General features: G+C 73.1%; 16 protein-coding genes. 9 read left to right on the top strand and 7 right to left on the bottom strand.

Annotated features, from left to right (window positions below; genetic code table 11):
* Positions 1 to 233: 233 nt before the first annotated feature.
* Genes Q4A22_RS09145 through Q4A22_RS09130 form a run of 4 tightly spaced genes read right to left on the bottom strand, consistent with a single transcriptional unit; the run spans position 234 to position 3,847 of the window.
* Complete coding sequence (locus Q4A22_RS09145) at positions 234 to 1,151, bottom strand: PP2C family serine/threonine-protein phosphatase (protein WP_303178795.1); 918 nt, start codon at positions 1,149 to 1,151, stop codon at positions 234 to 236.
* Entirely contained in the window at positions 1,148 to 2,308 is a 1,161-nt protein-coding gene (locus Q4A22_RS09140) for an adenylate/guanylate cyclase domain-containing protein (RefSeq protein ID WP_303178793.1), read from the bottom strand. The genes Q4A22_RS09145 and Q4A22_RS09140 overlap by 4 nt, the downstream gene beginning before the upstream one ends.
* Positions 2,301 to 2,909, bottom strand: a complete 609-nt coding sequence (locus Q4A22_RS09135) for a hypothetical protein (RefSeq protein ID WP_303178791.1) — start codon at positions 2,907 to 2,909, stop codon at positions 2,301 to 2,303. Before Q4A22_RS09135 ends, Q4A22_RS09140 begins: the two co-directional genes overlap by 8 nt.
* Positions 2,906 to 3,847, bottom strand: a complete 942-nt coding sequence (locus tag Q4A22_RS09130) for a biotin--[acetyl-CoA-carboxylase] ligase (protein ID WP_303178789.1) — start codon at positions 3,845 to 3,847, stop codon at positions 2,906 to 2,908. Before Q4A22_RS09130 ends, Q4A22_RS09135 begins: the two co-directional genes overlap by 4 nt.
* 139 nt (positions 3,848 to 3,986) lie before the next feature.
* Here Q4A22_RS09130 and Q4A22_RS09125 point away from each other — a divergent pair, with 139 nt between their 5' ends.
* The 9 genes from Q4A22_RS09125 to Q4A22_RS09085 all read left to right on the top strand — a co-directional run bounded on the left by Q4A22_RS09125 (position 3,987) and on the right by Q4A22_RS09085 (position 15,101).
* The gene (locus Q4A22_RS09125; protein WP_303178787.1) at positions 3,987 to 4,268 is read left to right on the top strand and encodes a YciI family protein; all 282 of its coding nucleotides are present in this window, start codon (positions 3,987 to 3,989) and stop codon (positions 4,266 to 4,268) included.
* A 188-nt stretch (positions 4,269 to 4,456) separates the two neighbouring features.
* On the top strand, positions 4,457 to 6,040 hold the full coding sequence (locus Q4A22_RS09120; protein WP_303178785.1) for an acyl-CoA carboxylase subunit beta: 1,584 nt from the start codon (positions 4,457 to 4,459) through the stop codon (positions 6,038 to 6,040).
* Positions 6,037 to 6,321 (top strand): acyl-CoA carboxylase epsilon subunit, encoded by a 285-nt coding sequence (locus Q4A22_RS09115; RefSeq protein ID WP_303178783.1) that lies wholly within the window; start codon positions 6,037 to 6,039, stop codon positions 6,319 to 6,321. The genes Q4A22_RS09120 and Q4A22_RS09115 overlap by 4 nt, the downstream gene beginning before the upstream one ends.
* Before the next feature lie 97 nt (positions 6,322 to 6,418).
* The gene (locus Q4A22_RS09110; protein WP_303178782.1) at positions 6,419 to 7,495 is read left to right on the top strand and encodes a MauE/DoxX family redox-associated membrane protein; all 1,077 of its coding nucleotides are present in this window, start codon (positions 6,419 to 6,421) and stop codon (positions 7,493 to 7,495) included.
* Positions 7,496 to 7,544: 49 nt separating this feature from the next.
* Positions 7,545 to 9,281: a DUF885 domain-containing protein gene (locus Q4A22_RS09105; RefSeq protein WP_303178781.1), complete on the top strand. Its 1,737-nt coding sequence runs from the start codon at positions 7,545 to 7,547 to the stop codon at positions 9,279 to 9,281.
* Between the two features lie 103 nt (positions 9,282 to 9,384).
* A complete protein-coding gene (locus Q4A22_RS09100; protein ID WP_303178779.1) occupies positions 9,385 to 10,815 on the top strand; it encodes a dicarboxylate/amino acid:cation symporter in 1,431 nt (476 codons plus the stop codon).
* 260 nt (positions 10,816 to 11,075) lie between these two features.
* The gene (locus tag Q4A22_RS09095; RefSeq protein WP_303178777.1) at positions 11,076 to 12,461 is read left to right on the top strand and encodes a PqqD family peptide modification chaperone; all 1,386 of its coding nucleotides are present in this window, start codon (positions 11,076 to 11,078) and stop codon (positions 12,459 to 12,461) included.
* Positions 12,462 to 12,616: 155 nt separating this feature from the next.
* Entirely contained in the window at positions 12,617 to 14,074 is a 1,458-nt protein-coding gene (locus Q4A22_RS09090; RefSeq protein ID WP_303178776.1) for a polysaccharide biosynthesis tyrosine autokinase, read from the top strand.
* Positions 14,075 to 14,117: 43 nt separating this feature from the next.
* Positions 14,118 to 15,101 (top strand): glycosyltransferase family 2 protein, encoded by a 984-nt coding sequence (locus Q4A22_RS09085; RefSeq protein ID WP_303178774.1) that lies wholly within the window; start codon positions 14,118 to 14,120, stop codon positions 15,099 to 15,101.
* Here Q4A22_RS09085 and Q4A22_RS09080 read toward each other — a convergent pair.
* The 3 genes from Q4A22_RS09080 to Q4A22_RS09070 are packed head-to-tail and all read right to left on the bottom strand — an operon-like array spanning position 15,092 to position 18,011.
* Positions 15,092 to 16,420 carry a glycosyltransferase gene (locus tag Q4A22_RS09080; protein ID WP_303178772.1) on the bottom strand — a complete coding sequence of 443 codons (1,329 nt, stop codon included), beginning with the start codon at positions 16,418 to 16,420 and terminating at the stop codon, positions 15,092 to 15,094. The two genes, Q4A22_RS09085 and Q4A22_RS09080, sit on opposite strands and share 10 nt — an antisense overlap.
* A gap of 56 nt (positions 16,421 to 16,476) precedes the next feature.
* Positions 16,477 to 17,421: a glycosyltransferase family 2 protein gene (locus Q4A22_RS09075; RefSeq protein ID WP_303178771.1), complete on the bottom strand. Its 945-nt coding sequence runs from the start codon at positions 17,419 to 17,421 to the stop codon at positions 16,477 to 16,479.
* Positions 17,418 to 18,011 (bottom strand): glycosyltransferase family 4 protein, encoded by a 594-nt coding sequence (locus Q4A22_RS09070; protein WP_303178770.1) that lies wholly within the window; start codon positions 18,009 to 18,011, stop codon positions 17,418 to 17,420. The genes Q4A22_RS09075 and Q4A22_RS09070 overlap by 4 nt, the downstream gene beginning before the upstream one ends.
* Positions 18,012 to 18,118: the final 107 nt, after the last annotated feature.

Here is an 18,118-nt window from a genome sequence, read left to right as displayed (position 1 = left end):
GGTCGAAGGTGCGCGACAGGCCGTGCACCCCGTGGGGGGCGCGGCGGGCCCGTGCGCCCTGTGGCGGCCCGGCGGCGCCGACCACCCCCCACGCCGCCGCGGGGCCGGTTCGTGTGCCGGGCATCCTGTGCCTCGCGCGAGGTGCCGCGGCCCGGTGCCGTGGGCCTGACCCCGTGCGTGCAGACCCGCCGCTCAGCACTCGAGGTCGGGCGTCGGGCGTCAGGTGCCGCGGGTCAGTGCACGCGCGGGATGGAGGAGGTGTTCGCCCGGGGGTCGTCCGCGGTGAGGACGTCCGCGACCACGAGGGTGACGTTGTCCCTCCCGCCGGTGCGCAGGGCCGCCTGGACGAGCACGTCCGCGGCCTCCTTGGGGTGCGGGACGGAGTGCAGCACGCGCGCGATGTGCGCGGGCGACAGCTCCCCCGTGAGGCCGTCCGAGCACATCAGCAGGCGCTGGCCGGCAACGGCAGGGACCACCACCACGTCCGGCTCCCAGATCTGCCCGGTGCCCAGGGCGCGGGTGATCACGTTGCGGCGCGGGTGGACCAGGGCCTGCGCGGGGGTGAGCTGGCCGATGGAGACCAGGTACTGCACCTCGGAGTGGTCCACGGTGAGCTGGGTGACCCCCACCGGTCCGGTGGCGTCCGTGACGGGCTGGCCCGGGGCGGGGCCGGTGAGCTGGTAGGTCCGGGAGTCCCCCACGTTGAACACGAGCCACAGCCACGCGCCCGCGATCTGCACGAGCCACGCGCCGGTGACCGTGGTGCCCGCGCGCGTGCCGCACTCGGCCTGGATGGCCTGGTCCGCCTCCCACAGCACCGAGCGCACGCGGCGCACGGCCTCCAGCGCCTCGTTGGGGATGTCCGGGTCCAGCTTCAGCTGGCGGTCGATCGTGGCGCGGAAACGGGCCACGTCCGTGCCCGGCTCGGGCTCCACCACCCGGTAGTCGCGGAAGTCCTCCAGGGTGAACAGGTCCGAGGCCCCCAGGGTGGCCACGCACAGGGCACTGGCCACCTCGCCGGCCTCGTGCCCGCCCATCCCGTCCGCCACGGCGCACATGGTGTCCGTGACGATCAGGGCGTCCTCGTTGGTCTCGCGGCGCAGCCCCCGGTCGGTGACGCCTCCCGGTCGGATGGTCAGGGGAACGGTCATTCGACCTCGTCTTCCAGTAGGGGCCCTCGGCCCTGGGTGATGGCCACGGGGCGGACGTCCCCGAAGCCGCGCACGTTGCGCGTGGCCAGGGGCTCCAGGACGAAGCGCTCGTCCCCGGCGAGCACGCGGGCCGTGGACTCGTCCACCACCACCCCGCCGGGCTCCGTGAGGGAGACGAGCCGGGAGGCCAGGTTCACCGTGGGGCCGTACAGGTCCCCCAGCCGCGGCAGCACCCGGCCCCACACGAAGGCCACCCGTGCCTGCGGCAGCAGCGGGTCCTCGCGGATGAAGTGGGCGAGCGCCAAAGAGATCTTGGCCCCGCCCTCGGGGGTCTCGGACAGGAACATGACCTCGTCCCCGATGGTCTTGATGACCCGCCCGCCACCGATGGAGATGACCTCCGCGCACCGCTTCTCGAAGCGCTGCACGAGGTTCGCAAGCGTGCGCTCGTTCATCTGCCGGGACAGGGAGGTGTAGGAGACCAGGTCCGCGAAGCCCACGCCGCGGGCCAGCGGCAGCGCAGAGCCACCGGTGTCCGCGGCGGAGCCGTGGAGGGTGAGGGTGGAGCCGTCCGGGCGCTCCCCGCGCATGGCCAGGCGCTGCACGGCGGCCGAGAGCTGGCGCCGCCAGGCGTAGTCCAGCAGCTTCTCCAGGGGGTCCAGCAGCTCGGGCAGCAGGGTGAGCAGCTCGCGGCGGGCCCGGGCGTCCGTCATGTCGCGGTGGGCCACCATGTCCTCCACGAGGGCCTCGACCTGCCACACCACCATCCGGTCGGTCAGCTGGGCCACCGAGCGGGCCAGGGACAGGGCGGCCTCCTCGCTGAGGGTGCCGTCCTGCACCAGCTGGGAGACCACCCGCAGGGCCCGCGTGTCCTCGCCCGTGAAGTAGACGTCGTCGTCACTGAGGTTGGGGAATCCCAGCGCGCGCCAGATCTTCTGGGCGGAGGAGGTGGAGAGCCCGGCCTCCTTCGCGGCCTCCCGGCGGCGCAGGTGGCGCTGCGAGCCCAGCAGCAGCGCGTCCAGGTGGCGCACCGCCGCCTGGGACTCCTCCGAGCCATAGAGGTTGGACTGCACGGGGTTGTGCAGGTTCAGGTTCAGCTGCGCCGTCTGGGGGCCCGTCACGACGTGGTCCTGGTGCTGCGAGGGGTCGTCAGCCACGCGGTCCTCCTTGCTGGGCGGTGTGCGGCCCGGGGCTGCCCGGGGTGGTGGTGCTGCCTGCACCACTGTAGTTCCCCACCCGTGCAGCGGACTCCCGCACGAGGGCCACGAACCGTGCCGGCTGCGGGCAGCCCGCGAGCTTCAGCCCGCCCATGTCCCCGAAGTCGGCGAGCACCGTGCCCCGGTCCAGGCCCTGCCTGGCGGCGCCCACCTCGGACGCCCCCCGGGTCACGCGCGCCGAGCGCAGCTCCCCCAGGGGGAGGGAGACCGGGGTGCGGCCCGCGGACGGGCCCACGAGCGCCAGCCGCTCGCTGGTCAGCACGAACCGCGTGCGCAGCCACCGCCACGCCGGCACCACCGCGAACCGCCACGCGGCCACCAGCGCCGCGACCAGCAGCACCCACCCCACGAACGAGTGCAGGGTGGTCCACGGCGTGGAGGTGGGCCGCCACGAGAGGTCCAGGACCCGCCGCAGCGCCGAGTACACCAGCACGAGCAGCCACGCCGCGAGCGCCGGGCGGGCCAGGCCGAGAGGGTGGGGGTGCGTGGCCACCACCGTCTCCTCACCGGGGCCCAGCTCCAGTCCGTGGGCCCGGCTCACGCCCGGGCCTCCCCGGGCTCGTGGGCCGCGGCGGCCGGTGCCTGGCGTGCGGGCCGGACGTGGACGACGTCGCCCGCGGAGTACTCGTGGACGCTCCCGTCCCGCTCGCGCACCACGAGCTGCCCCGAGGCCCCGAGGCCCGTGGCGGTGGCCGTGAGCGGGCGCTGAGCGCCCGGCAGGTGCACGGCGACCTCGCGCCCCAGAGTGTCCAGCTCGGCCTCCAGTGCCATGCGCACGGACCCGTGCGGGCCGAGCTCGGTACCGGGGTCGCGGGAGGCGCGGGTGAGGACGTCCGCAAAGCGTTCGAGGACCGCGGTGAGCAGCGCAGGACGGGGTGGGACGGCGTCGGGCGCCTCGAGGCGCAGGGACGTGGCCGCGGGCACGGGCAGCTCGCGCTGGGACACGTTGATTCCCGCCCCCACCACCACGCTGCGAGCGGCGCCCGAGGCCACCACGGTGGCGAGGATCCCGCAGAGCTTGCGGTCGCGGACCAGGACGTCGTTGGGCCACTTGACCACGGCCGGGACACCCGTGAGGTCCCGGACGGCCCCCGTGACGGCGTGCGCCATGAGCAGGGTGAGCCACGGCAGCAGCTCAGGGGACCACGGGCGGCCCGCGGCGTCCACGGGTGTGCACGCCACCGAGAAGGTCACGGCCGTGCCGGCGGGGGTGACCCACTGGCGGTCCAGGCGGCCCCGGCCGGTGCTCTGGAACCCGGTGACCACGGCCTCCAGCCCGGGCACGGCGGCGTCACCCGGAGTGGCGGGGGTGGCGCCCGGCGCGGCGGAGGGTGCCGCGGCCACGCGCTCGGCGAGCCACGTGTTCGTGGAGCCCACGCTGTCCAGCACCGTGACCCGGGTGTAGCCGTGCGCCCGCAGGTCCCGTTCGAGGGCTTCCTGGCTGTAGTCCGCGGCGGGGTGCTCGTCGGTGGCGTCCATGGTTCGTGCTCCTCGGGTGACGGTGCGCGGCGGGGTGCGCGGGTGCCCTCCGAGTGTAGGTCCCGGGCCCGCTGACGGGGGGGGTGCCTATGCTGGGGCGGTCCGCACCGCACGGCGCACGAGTCCTGGAGGTCATCCCGTGAGCGTCTTCGCCCTGAACTACACCTACGGCGGTCCGGCGGAGGTCCTCGCCGAGCACCGCCCCGCCCACAGGGCCTTCCTGCGGCAGCTGCACGAGCGGGGAACCAACCTGGCCTCCGGTCCGCTCGGGGAGGACGGCGCACTGATCCTGCTGCGCGCCGACAGCGCCGAGGACGTGGCGCGCCTCATCCAGGACGACCCGCTGGTGGTCCACGGCGCCGTCACCGGCCACGAGATCCGCGAGTGGTCCGTGACCATCGGCTCGGTGGGCCCCGCCTGAGCACCCCCTCCCGCCGCAGGGTCTGCCGCCACCCCGTGGGGGCGTGCGAACGAGCGCCCGGCGGATTGTGGGAGACCTACAAAAGAGCCCGTAACGGTGGCAATTACACTGGGGCGCAGTTCCAGCGCCAGGGTGCGCCCCCAGTGTGTGCCCTGCGCACGCACCGATCCACGACCACGCGAGGTGTCATGAGCCACGACCTGTCCACCACAGCAGGCAAGATCGCCGACTTCCGGCAGCGCCGAGAGGAGGCCGCCGTGCCCGCCGGCCAGGCGGCGGTGGACAGGCAGCACTCCCGGGGCAAGAACACCGCCCGCGAGCGCATCGAGATGCTGCTGGACCCGGACTCGTTCGTGGAGTTCGACGCCCTGGCCGTGCACCACAGCACCATGTTCGGCATGGAGAAGAAGAAGCTTCCCGGTGACGGCGTGGTCAGTGGCTACGGCACCGTGGACGGGCGCCTGGTGGCCGTGTACTCGCAGGACTTCGGGGTCTTCGGCGGGTCCCTGTCCCAGGTGAACGGCGAGAAGATCGTGAAGGTCCAGAAGTTCGCCCTGCGCAACGGCTGCCCCGTGATCGGGATCAACGACGGCGGCGGGGCCCGCATCCAGGAGGGTGTGGCCTCGCTGGCCATGTTCGCGGACATCTTCCGCATGAACGTCCGCGCCTCCGGGGTGGTCCCGCAGATCTCCCTGATCATGGGCCCGTGCGCCGGCGGCGCCGCGTACTCCCCCGCCCTGACCGACTTCGTGGTCATGGTGGACAAGACCTCCCACATGTTCATCACCGGCCCGGACGTCATCAAGACCGTCACCGGGGAGACCGTGGACATGGAGACCCTGGGCGGGGCCCGCTCCCACAACGAGCGCACGGGCACCGCCGCGTACCTCGCCTCCGACGAGCAGGACGCGTTCGACTTCGTCCACGAGCTGCTGGAGTACCTGCCGGGCAACAACCTGCAGGACAGCCCGCTGCTGGACCACGACCAGGCGGACGAGACCACGGACGAGGACCTCGCCCTGGACGAGCTCGTCCCGGACTCCGCGAACCAGCCCTACGACATGCGCACGGTGATCGAGACCGTGGTGGACCACGGCCAGTTCCTGCAGGTGCAGGAGCTCTACGCCCCCAACGTGATGGTGGGCTACGCCCGCGTGGAGGGCCACACCGTGGGGATCGTGGCGAACCAGCCCCTGCAGTTCGCGGGCACCCTGGACATCGCCGCCTCCGAGAAGGCCGCGCGCTTCGTGCGCACGTGCGACGCCTTCAACATCCCCATCCTCACGTTCGTGGACGTGCCGGGATTCCTGCCCGGCACGGACCAGGAGTTCAACGGCATCATCCGCCGCGGCGCCAAGCTCATCTACGCCTACGCGGAGGCCACGGTTCCCCTGATCACGGTGATCACCCGCAAGGCCTACGGCGGGGCGTACATCGTGATGGGCTCCAAGAAGCTCGGCGCGGACATCAACCTGGCGTGGCCCACCGCCCAGATCGGGGTCATGGGTGCCCAGGGCGCGGTGGAGATCCTCCACCGCCGGGACCTGAAGGCCGCCCAGGAGAACGGCGAGGACACCCAGGCCCTGCGCGCCGAGCTCGCCCGCCAGTTCGAGGAGGAGCTGCTCAACCCGTACCAGGCCGCCGAGCTGGGATACGTGGACGCCGTCATCTGCCCCTCGGAGACCCGCGAGCAGATCGCGAAGGGACTGCGGGCGCTGGCGGACAAGCGGGCCTCGCAGCCTGCCAAGAAGCACGGGAACATCCCGCTGTGAGCACCGGGAACCGCATCGGGGCGGACCACCGGTTCGAGGCCGTGGCCGCCCTCCCCGATACCGAGGACACCCAGGAGCCGTTGTTCACCGTGACGCGGGGAAACCCCACGGCGGAGGAGCTCGCGGCCCTGGTCGCTGCCCTCGGCACCCTCTCCGGGCCGCAGCAGCCCTCCGCGGTGCGACCGTCCAGGATCACCCGCTCCCAGTCCCGGCGGGTCCGCCTGGGCCTGCGGCTGCGCCCCGGCCGCGGGGCGTGGCGGTGGACGCAGCCCGAGCGCTAAGCGCTAGGAGTCCGCGCAGAGCGGCCCGGCACCGGCTCCGAGCACCGTCGTCACACACTGCGTGCATGGCGGTGCTCCTGCGGGGGAACCAGTGGACATGTCCATCGACGATAATGTTCCGGTGTCCTCCCTTGCCGTCTCCTCCCTCGTGTCCCTCGCCGCGATCCTGCTGGTCAGCGGCGTCGCCAAGATGCTCTCTCCCCGCTCCAGCCGCTCCCTGCTGGGTTCTGCCGACCTGCCCGCGGCCCTGAGGGCCCCCTGGCTGCAGGCCGCCCTGCCCTGGGCCGAGGTGGTCCTGGCCGCCGGGCTCGTGCTCGCGTCCGGTCCGTGGCTGGTGGCCGTGGCGGTTGCGGTGGTGCTCGTGTTCGCCGCCTTCACGGTGGTGGTGGTGCGGGGCACCCGTGCCCCTGACCCCGCCTCGTGCGGCTGCTTCGGCGCGCTGTCCACCGCTCCGGTGTCCTGGCGCACGGTGGTGCGCAACCTGGTCTTCACCCTCGTGGCCGTGCTGGCCCTCGCGCTCTGCCTCTCCGGCTTCCAGGGCCCCGTGGTGGCCCTGCCGTGGCGGGGTGTGCTCGCGGGCGCAATCCCCGTCCTGTGCGTTCTCGTGATCCTGTGGAGCGAGCACCCCGCGGACGGCACACGCAGTCCCCGGGACCTCTCCCGGGTGCCCCCGCTCCCGCCGGCCCCGCCCCAGGACGGCGACGCCGCGGCGTCGGCCCCCGCGCAGGGCGCACCGGGTCCGGACGGGGCGCAGGAGCCCGGGGACTACGAGCGCCTGCCCATTCCCTACGCCTCGCTCCAGGACGCCGACGGCGCACGGGTCACCCTGCGCGGGCTGGCCGGGAGCCGCGCGCGCGTGCTGGTGGGTGTGAGCACCACGTGCGGGTGGTGCGCCCCGGCCATCGAGCGGATCTCGGGCACGGGCCAGGACCTGGGACCGGTGGCCGTGCACGCCGTGGTGACCCGGGAGTCGGAACGGGACGTGCTGCCCGAGGCCCTGCGTGCACGCACCCTCGTGGACGACCGGCAGGAGATGGCCGCCGTGTTCGAGCGCCCCGGCAACCCCTGGGCCGTGGTGCTCGGCGCGGACGGGCTGCTGGCCGGCGGACCCGTGGCGGGCAGCGGGCCCGTGCTGGAGCTGCTGGACGAGCTGGCGGAGCGGTTCGAGGACTGAGACCCGCAGTGCTCCCCATCCCGCCCCGGTGTGACTAGGGTTACATATCGTGACCACACCAGACAGCACACCCCAGTCCCCGGAACCCCTCGCACCCCTGGGCTCCGCCCGGCGCACGCCCACCCCGGTGGACCAGCTCGCCGAGACCTACTTCCACGAGTACCTGGCCCTGGACCCCAGCGCGGCCACGTTCCACGGCTTCCCTGGACACGAGACCGAGTACCCGGACTTCGGTCCCGCCGGCCGCGCCGCCCGCGCCGAGCTGGTGCGCACCACCCTGGCTCGCCTGGACGGGGTGCAGCCGCAGGACGACGTGGACCGCGTGACCCTCCACGCCCTGCGCGAGCAGCTCGAGCTGCAGCGGGACAGCCACGCCGCGAACCTGGACGTCGCGGTGGTCAACAACATCGAGTCCCCGGTGCAGAGCATCCGCCAGGACATCGACGCCATGCCGCGCGAGACCGAGCAGGACTGGCGCCACATCGCGGGGCGCATGGCCAACATCCCGGCGGCGCTCACCCAGTACCGCGCGGGGCTGGACGAGGCCGTGGCGCTGGACCGCCCGCCGTCGGCCCCGCAGATCGTGGAGGCCTCCCAGCAGGCCGAGCAGTACGCCTCCGACGAGGGCTTCTTCGCGGGACTCGTCCGGGACCCGAGCGCCCCGGAGTCCGTCCGCGCAGAGCTCGCCGAGGCCGCCGACGCCGCCCGCGCGGCGTACCGGGACATCGCCCGGGTCCTGCGCGCGGACTTCGCCCCGGTGGCGCGCCCGTCGGACGCGTGCGGGCTCGAGGACTACAGGCTGCACCTGGCCTCCTTCCTGGGCTCGCGCAGGGACCCCCGCGAGGTCTACGACTGGGCAGTGGAGCAGCTGATCGCGCTCGACGCCGAGCAGCGGGAGGTGGCCGAGCAGATCCGCCCCGGGGCGGGCATCCAGGAGGCCATGGCGGCCCTGAACGCGGACCCGGCACGGCAGCTGCACTCCCCCGAGGAGCTGCAGGCGTGGATGCAGCGCCTCTCGGACACCGCCCTGACCGAGCTCGCGGACACGCAGTTCGAGATCACCGGTCCCATGCGCACCCTCGAGTGCCGGATCGCCCCCACCCAGGACGGGATCATCTACTACACGCCGCCGAGCGCGGACTTCTCCCGGCCCGGGCGCATGTGGTGGTCCGTGCCGGAAGGGGTGGAGCAGCACAACACGTGGGAGGAGACCACCACCGTCTACCACGAGGGCATTCCGGGCCACCACCTGCAGTGCGCCACCGCCCTGGCCAACGCCGGGGAGCTCAACGAGTGGCGACGCATGGGCATCTGGGTCTCCGGGCACGGCGAGGGGTGGGCGCTGTACGCGGAACGTCTCATGGAGGAGTTGGGCTACCTCTCGGACCCCGGGGACCGGATGGGCATGCTGGACTCCCAGCGGCTGCGCACCGTGCGCGTGATCTTCGACGTGGGGTTCCACTGCGGGTTCGAGATCCCCGAGGCCCTGGGCGAGATGCTCGGCGGAGCCCGCGCGGGCGAGGTGTGGACCCCGGAGGACGGCTGGGCGTTCCTGCGCCACAACGTGGCGATGGCCGAGTCCACCCTGCGCTTCGAGTGGCTGCGCTACATGGGCTGGCCCGGTCAGGCCCCCTCCTACCGGATCGGTCTGCAGATGTGGCTCGACGCCCGCGAGGAGGCCAGGGCCAGGGAGGGCGCGGACTTCGACCTGAAGCGCTTCCACAGCCGTGCCCTGCGCCTTGGCTCCGTGGGGTTGGACACACTCCAGTACGCGCTGGCGCTGTAGGGGGCGGATCCACGGGGAACTCCCCCGGTATTCCGAGAATGCGGCGTCACACTTCGTCACGAGCCCTGGGTGGTTTATTCTCCCCCGCCCTAGGGTGGCCGGTATGAATTCCGCAGAAAGTACCCGGCGCCTCCCGGCTTGGACGGCGTCCTTCGGGTGGCAGATCCTCGTCGCCCTGGTCCTGGGCGTTCTCCTCGGGTCCCTGGCCGCCGCCATGGGCGGGGACCCGGAGGAGAGCCCCAACTGGCTCATGACCACCCTGGACACCATCGGCTCCAGCTACGTCACGATCCTCAAGGCGGCGGTGGTCCCCCTGGTGGTCACCGCCGTGATCTCCTCGATCGCGAACCTGCGCGACGTCTCCAACGCCGCCCGGCTGGCGTGGAAGACCCTCATGTGGTTCGCCATCACCTCCCTGATCGCGGTGGTGATCGGCATGGTCCTGGGCGTGGTCATCCAGCCCGGCATCGGCACGGGCCAGGCGCAGCCCGAGACCTACTCCGGCACCGAGGGCTCGTGGCTGGCCTTCCTCAAGGGCCTGATCCCCGTGAACGTGCTGGGCCTGGAGACCACCTCTAAGGTGCTCGACCCCGAGACGGTAAAGACCACCGTGAACTTCAACGTGCTGCAGATCCTGGTGGTGTCCCTGGTGGTGGGCGTCGCCGCCCTGAAGGTGGGCAGGGCGGCCGAGCCGTTCCTCACCCTCATGCAGTCCGGGCTGGCCATCATGCAGAAGGTCGTGTGGTGGATCATCCGCCTCGCACCGCTGGGCACCCTGGGACTGATCGGGACCGCCGTGTTCGAGTACGGCTGGGGCTCCATGGGCTCGCTCGTGAAGTTCGTGCTCACCATCTACGCGGGTCTGCTGCTGGTGGCGTTCGTGGTCTACCCCGTGCTCCTGAAGCTCAACGGGCTTCCCGTGCGGCAGTTCTTCGCCGGGGTGTGGCCCGCCATGCAGCTGGGCTTCGTCTCCCGCTCCTCCCTGGGCACCATGCCCGTGACGCAGCGCGTGAGCGAGTCCAACCTGGGCGTGCCCTCCCACTACGCCTCCTTCGCGATCCCGCTGGGCGCAACCACCAAGATGGACGGCTGCGCCGCTGTCTACCCCGCCGTGGCCGCGATCTTCGTGGCGCAGTTCTACGGCGTGGACCTCACGCCCATGCACTTCGTGCTCATCGCCCTGGTGTCCGTGCTGGGCTCCGCGGCGACCGCCGGGACCACCGGCGCCACCGTGATGCTCACGCTCACCCTCTCCACCCTGGGCCTGCCCCTGGACGGTGTTGGGCTGCTGCTCGCGGTGGACCCCATCGTGGACATGGGCCGCACCGCGCTCAACGTCACCGGCCAGGCCCTCGTGGCCGCCGTGGTCTCCAAGCGCGAGGGCATCCTGGACCTGCACCGCTACAACGCCCCGCTGGCGGGCCGCCCCTTCAAGGACGACGACGCCGCCGCGGCCCCCGATCCCGCCCTGCCGGTTCCGGAGCCCGCCCGCGCGGGAGCCGCCCCGGAGACGGACGGGCAGCGCACCGAGTAGTCCACCGAGGCGCACGCGCCGACGCCCTCCGCGGAACAGGGGCGGCCCGGGAATTTCCCGGGCCGCCCTTCTGCGTGCCGGGGAAGCCGGGGGCACACCCCGACCCGCCACGAGGGGATGCCACCCCCGAGGGGGCCGTCGCCGCCCCCCTCCAGGCGGCGCCCGCGGGCGGGCCGTGGTGGAAGCCCCACCGGATTCCGATTCCTCATCCGCAGCGAGTTGTGCGACACGCGTGCACAAACCGGCGCTAGCCTGGGGTGATGGACCGATCGGACATCCCCCTGGGCGTGCGCGTGGAGCTGGCGCACGCGGAGATCCAGGCCACTGCCCGGGCCCACCACGTGGACGCTCTGCTGGTCAAGGGGTACGCCGCCGCCCCCGGTCTGTACGCCCCCGGGCGGATCAGCAGCGACGTGGACGCACTGGTCCACCCCGAGCACGCGCAGCGGATGGTGGAGGCGCTGCGCTCACGGGGCTGGGAGACGGTCTCCACGTTCCGCTCCGGATCCCTTTTCCGTCACGCCCAGACCATGCGCCACCCCTCCTGGGGTCTGGTGGACGTCCACCGCTCGTTCCCCGGTTTCGAGCTGGCGCCCGGTGAGCTATTCGACCGGCTGTGGAGCAGGCGCGTGCGGCGTGAGATCGCGGCGTTCCCGTGCGACGTCCCCGCCACCCTGGACCACGCCCTCGTGATCCTGGTCCACGCCGCCCGCAGCCCGGAGTCCCGGCAGCAGGACGTGGGCCACCTGAGTGAGGTGCTGAACCCGGAGGACTGGCGGCTGCTCGAGGAGCGGGCCCGAGAGCTGTCCGCGAGCGTTGCCCACGCGGCGGCCACCGGACACCTCGCGCGCTACCGCGACCACCCCTCCCACGACCTCTGGCTGGTGCTCTCCCAGGAGGGTTCCCGCTCCCAGGAGTGGCGTGCCCGCATGCGGGCGGCCACCACACCGTGGGGGAAGCTGCGCGTGGCGCTGCGAGCACCACTGCCCAACGTGGACCACCTGCGCATGGACCTGGAGCGCGAGCCCACCGTGGTGGACATCGCGCGAGCCACCCTCGCGCGGCCCGCCACGGCCGTGCGGGACCTGGTGGGCGGGCGCGCGAGACGCCGGGTGGATGCGGAGGGCGGCGCGGCGTCGTCCGGGGTGACTCCGGACCCGCACACCGCGGAGTCGCCCGGCCCCGACCCGTCCCCCACGGCACCGACCCTCCAGGACCAGGCCTCCGCCGGGGAATCCTCCTGGGCCCACGGTGACCCCCCCGGGGACGTCCGGCGGGAGCAGACGGGAAGTCCATCCAGCTGGCTCGTCCGTGCGGACGAACCGGGGGAAGAAGGCTCCGAGGTACACCGCGCGAGTCCACCGGGCACCCTGCGCCCCGCGCCGGACGTGGCAGCCGTGGAGCTTCCCGAGATCCCGGAGGTCCCCGGATCCGGGGGCGTCTGCCTGGCGCGTGTTCCGGGCGGGCGGCCCCTCGTCCTGAACGACTCCGCGGCCCTCATCTGGAGCGCCGCCCTGAACGTCCCGGAGAACGAGGTGGTGGACGCCGTGGCGCGGACCACGGGCCAGGAGCCCGAGACCGTTCGCCCGGACGTCCTGCGGTTCACGTCTTCCCTGGTCACACAGGGGTTTCTGCGGCGCGGCTAGCCGTCCGGGTCCCCGCTCCGAGCCGAGTGGTTGCTAAACTTCAGACGATTGCAACATCCACGGTGCCATGTCATGGACACCGCGCCCCCGCGCGGGTCCACGCGGCACCGACCCGGCCACTTCGTCCCCCGACGCCCCCACCCCCCAGGACTGACATGACCGTACTCGACTTCCTGCGCCTCACCCGCGCAAACCTCCTACTCCTGCTCGCCGCCATGCTGACGGGACTGGTGCTGGCATTCGGCCTGGCCCTGCTGCAGCCCAAGGTCTACACGTCCTCCTCCACGGGCTTCGTGACCACCACGGGCAGCAGCTCCCTGGGGGATGTGCTCAACGGGGACGTGGCCGCGCAGAACAAGGCGAGCGCGTACCTGCCGCTGATCTCCTCCCGCTCGGTGGCGGAGAAGATCTCCCAGAACCCGGACCTCGGTCTTGCGGCGGGGGACGTGGCCGGACACCTCACGGCGAGCGTGGTCCCCAACTCCGCGCTCATCAAGGTGGACGCCACCGCCGACCAGCCGGAGAAGGCCGCATCGCTCGCCAACTCGGCGCTCGAGGCCACCGCGGACGTGGTGAAGGACCTCGAGGGCTCGGGCTCCCCGATCCGCGTGGTCCCGCTGGAGGACGCCCAGGTGCCCGGGGCGCCGTCGAGCCCCAACATCCGCAACTACCTGCTGCTCGGGGCCTTCCTCGGTCTGCTGGCGGGCTACGCCGTGGCGCTGCTGCGCAAGGTCTCGGACGTGCGGATCCGCACGTCCCACGAGGTCGAGGAGCTCACGGACGCCGGTGTGCTGGGCATCCTCCCCAAGACCCCCTCGCTGAAGGGCAACAACCGTGGCGAGGTGGAGGACGACGCCGCCCACGAAGCCGTGCGCCAGCTGCGCACCAACCTGCGGTTCGTGAGCGTGGACAACCCGCCCCGGTGCGTGGTGGTCACGAGCCCCAACCCGGGTGAGGGCAAGTCCACCGTCACCACGGCGATCGCCAACTCGTTCGCCCACGCCGGGGAGCCGGCCGTGATCGTGGACGCGGACCTGCGCCGCCCCACGGTGGCCGGCGTGTTCGGGGTGGACGGCTCCGTGGGCCTCACCCAGGTGCTCTCGGGCCAGGTGACCCTGCAGGACGCCCTGCAACAGGTCCCCGGGTCCTCCCTCATGGTCCTGCCGGCGGGCCGCATCCCCCCGAACCCCTCGGAACTGGTGGGCTCGCAGCGCATGAAGCAGGTGCTCGCCGAGCTGCGAAGCACCTACATGGTGTTCGTGGACGCTCCTCCGGTGCTGCCCGTGACGGACGCGACCCTGCTCGCCGCGGCCGCGGACGGAGCCATCCTCGTGGTGGAGGTGGGCGGCACCCGCAAGGAGCAGGTGGACCTCTCCGCCTCCATGCTGCGCCGGGTGTCCGTGAGGCTTTTCGGGTCCGTCCTGAACCTCGCCCCCGCCCGCGGTGTGGGCTCGTCCCACTACGGCTTCGGCTACGGCGGCTACCGCCGCGGCTACTCGTCCTACTACGGCGAGGCCAAGAAGTCGTCCCGGGGCTTCCGCTCCAAGGCGCGCCGGAAGTCCAAGGCCGGTTCCGGCCCGGCCCGCCGTGAGCGCTCGACCGCCGGCAAGTGACCCGGACCCCCTCGGCGTGTCCAGCCGCGGGGAGGACCCCGGCATGACGGGTGACCGGGGCCGGGAGTCCGGGACTGCGGGAACGGGGCGGAAACCGGTGGTGAGCGTGGTCATCCCGTGCGGCGGCGACCTCCGGACCCTCCCCACGCAGCTGGCGGCACTGGTGTCACAGGTGCCGGGACCTGCGGTGGAGGTGCTGGTGGTCAACAACGGCGCCCCGGGGGATCTCGATGCACTGGCGGAGCAGTTCCCCGATCCGCCGTTCGAGCTGCGAACAGTGGACGCCACGGACCGCCGCGGTTCCTCCTACGCCCGCAACGTGGGTGCCCACGCCGCACGCTGCGAGCTGCTGATGTTCTGCGACGCGGACGACGTGGTCTCCACCTCCTGGGTGCTCGAGGGGGTGCGGGCGTTCACCGTGGGCCCGGTGTGGAGCGGCGTCGCCGTGGCGCTGCCGGACCGTGCCTTCCACGGGGGCCCCGGCCCCGTGCAGGCGCTGATCGACCCCACGGGCGAGGAGCCCCCGGCGGTCCCGGACACGCCCGAGCGGCCCACGGTGCTGCTGGGCGGCAACTTCGGCATGACCCGACGGCTGTTCCACGACCTGGGCGGCTTCGACGTCTCCGTGCCCCACCACGGGGACGACAACGACCTCGCGGCGCGGGTGCGCCTCGCGGGGTTCCGCATCCCCCACGTGCTGTCGGTGCGCATTGCGTACCGGCAGGCCGAGGGCGCCGCGAACGCGTTCCGCCAGGCGTACGCGGACTCCGTGGCCGCAACCCTGCTCGCGGTGCGGACGGACCCGGAGGTTCCGGCCCTGCGCGCCCTGGCGGCTGCCGGGATCCCGGTCCTGCGGGCGCTGGGCTTCCCGGCAGGAATGCTGCTGCGGCGCCAGTGGGAGCCGGTCGCGCTGGTGACCCGCTGGTGCCACGTGCTCGGCGCCCTGGACGGGGCGCTGCGCTACCGCGTGCTCCACCGCGTCCCGCCCCGCAAACCGGGGGTCGGGCTGGACGCGCCTCAGTCCTGAGCGGCGGCGTGCCCCGGTAAGCGCGTCAGCTCCGCAACCACCGCGCGGATCCGGCGCACGAAGCGCTCCTCCGAGAAGCTGCGGGCGTGGTCCCTGATGGCGTCCTGGTCCCAGTCCTCGGGGTGGAAGCGGTCCAGGACCTTGCCGATGGCCTCGGGCGTGGGCTCCTCGAAGAAGGCCCCGGTCATCCCCGGGACCACGGTGTCCAGGTACCCCCCACCCCGCAGGGCCAGGGTGGGGCGTCCGAAGGCGAAGCCCTCCAGCGGGGTGATCCCGAAGTCCTCGTGGGAGGCGGCCACCACGGCCATGGCTCCCCGGTACAGTCCGCGCATCTGGGCGTCCGTGAGGTTCGAGAGCATCAGGACGTTCTCGGGGCACTGCTGCCGCAGCTGCTGCTCCAGCGGACCCGTTCCCACGAGCACGAGCCGGCGCTCCGGGCGCCGCCGGAACGCCTCCATGACGCGGTCCACGTTCTTGTAGGGCAGCAGCCGGGACACGGACAGGAAGTACTCGCCGTCCCGGGCGAATCCCGCCATGGCGGGGACGGGCTCGGTGCGCGTGTCGTCCTGCATCCGGTGCGGGGGGTGCTCGATCTCCACGTCCCGCCCGTACACCTCCTTGATGCGGTCCCGCACCACCGTGGAGTTGGCCACCATGTGCTTCACGGCGCCCATGGCGCGGCGGTCCCACCGCTCGAGCAGCGGACGCGCGCACAGCATGGCCCAGCCCATGGGCGAGGACGACGGCGCCGCCCCCAGGTACTGCTCCAGGAGGTAGACCCAGCGGGCCGGGGTGTGGCAGTACACCTGGCGAACACCGTCCGTGCGGAAGCCGTGGGCCCAGCCACTGGTGGAGACGAGCACCACGTCCGCCGGGACCCGCATGGCGGAGGCCGCGAACGGCAGCAGCGGCAGCGCCCAGCGGTGGTGGTGGCGCAGCAGCGCCACCCGGTTGAGGGGGGACGTGATGATCGTGGCGTCCCGGAACTCGGGGTAGGTGCCCTCGGGGTCGTAGAGCGTGGTGTAGATGGGGGCCTCGGGGAACGCCCGGTGCATGGCCAGCACCACCCGCTCCGCTCCCCCGCGCTGGGTGAGGTAGTCGTGGGCGATGGCCACAGCGGGCCGCGCGGACCCGCCCCGGCCGGTGCCGCCCTGACCGACGGCGCCCCGGACCGCGTGGCTTGTGGTGTCCGGCCCGGCCTCCGTGCGCCGCGCGGCGGCGGTCCCGTCAGCGGGGAGGCGGGGTGCCGTGGCGCGCCCACCGGGACGCGGCGGCGTCGTGGGGCGGGTCGGTGCTGCGGCGGGGGAACCGTGGGCCATGGGGGGCGATCTCCTGATCGGATGGGGGTCCGAGGGGTGGGGCTGCGAGCGGGGTCTCAGAACGCGGCACCGGCGCGACGGGGATGGCGGGTCCCCGCGGCGTCCGCCGCCTCCACGAGCAGGGCCACCGTCTTCTCCGCCACCCACGGGGGCAGGTGGTCGGAGACGGCGTCCACGGCGGGACACACCAGGCGCAGCGTTTGCTCGGTGACCAGCTTAGCGGTGAGCCCCACCAGGACCCGCCAGGCGGAGCGCTCGGACGGCGCGGCGGCCGCGGCGGATCCGTGGAACTCGCCGAAACGACGTCGGGCGGCCCCGGCGTGGAGGGCACGCCGCGCACGCAGCAGGGTGGTGGTGGCGCCCATGAGGTGGTCCACGATCAGCTCGGGGGCCACGAGGACCGGGATACCCGCCTGGTGCAGCCGGAAGCCGTAGTCCACGTCCTCCCAGCCGTAGCCGCGGTAGCGCTCGTCGTAGCCGCCGAGGGCGCGGGCGGTCCCGGCGCTCACGGACACGTTGCCGCCCCACAGCCGCCAGGCGTCCTCGGGCGGGGTCTGCCGCACCGCCGCGAGGGAGCGGCGTGCGGCGGCGTTGCCGTAGGAGCGGGCGAACGCCGTGTCGGGGAGGACGTTGCGGCACGGGCCCACCACGCCCACCGGGCCGGGGGCGGCGTCGTGGCGCCGGACGTGCCCGGCCACGAAATCGGGGCCGGGGTCCAGGTCGTCGTCGCAGCGGATCAGGACGTCCCCCGCGGCGTGGCGCAGCCCAGCGTTCAGCGCGCCGGCGCGCCCGGCGTTCTCGGGCAGGACCACGGGCCGTAGCGTGAGCACTCCGCGCCCGGACCACGCGGCGATCACGGCCTCGGAGCCGTCCACGTCCCCGTCCACCACCGGGACCACCTCGAAGTCCGCACCGCGCTGGCGCTCCAGCGCGGCGAGCAGCACGGGCAGCCGGTGCGCGCCGCCGCGCGTGGGGACCACCACCGAGGCGCGCGGCGTCATGCCAGCACCCCCAGGTCCGCGAGCAGCTCCGCAACCCGCGCGCGACCGGCGGCGGGGCTCCACAGCTCCTCCCAGCGGCGCCGTGCGCGGCCGACGACGGCGTCCCCAGCGTCCGTGCCCAGCTCGCGGAGGGCACGGTGCAGCACGCGCGCGAGCGAGCGGGGATCCCCCGCGCGGGCGGTGTAGGGGTGCTCCGGGCCCACAACCTCGGGCAGGGCGCCGGCGTCGCTGACGACCACGGGGACGCGGGCGGCCATGGCCTCGGCGGCCACCAGGCCGAAGGGCTCCTCCCAGGTGGAGGGGCACGCCAGAACGTCGATCGATGCCAGGAAGGAAGACCGCTCCACCCACCCATGGTGGAACACCCGATCCCCCAGGCTTAGGAGCGCGCGTTCGACCCGTTTGGCACCCGAGCGGTCGACGAAGAGGGGTGCCCCTCCCACCTCCAGCCGAGGTGAGGGCGAGAAGTCCAGACCATCCAGCAGCTCCATCGCTGAGACGAGCGCCTCTATCCCCTTCTCCGGCGCCAGTCTGCCGAGGTAGCCGACCACGGGAGCATGATCGGGTGACCGGTGACGCCTGGTGGTCATCGCGATGTCATCTGTCCAGTTCCCCAGAACACGAGCGTTGGCTCTCACCGGCCCGGGCAGGAGAGAACGCGTCGAGGTGGATGGCACCACGAGAGCGCCAGCCCTCG

It is taken from the genome of Kocuria sp., from assembly GCF_030530945.1.
Taxonomy (GTDB): Bacteria; Actinomycetota; Actinomycetes; order Actinomycetales; family Micrococcaceae; genus Kocuria.
The sequence above is the reverse complement of the archived record's forward strand: the minus strand, read 5'-3'. Positions and strand labels throughout refer to the sequence as shown.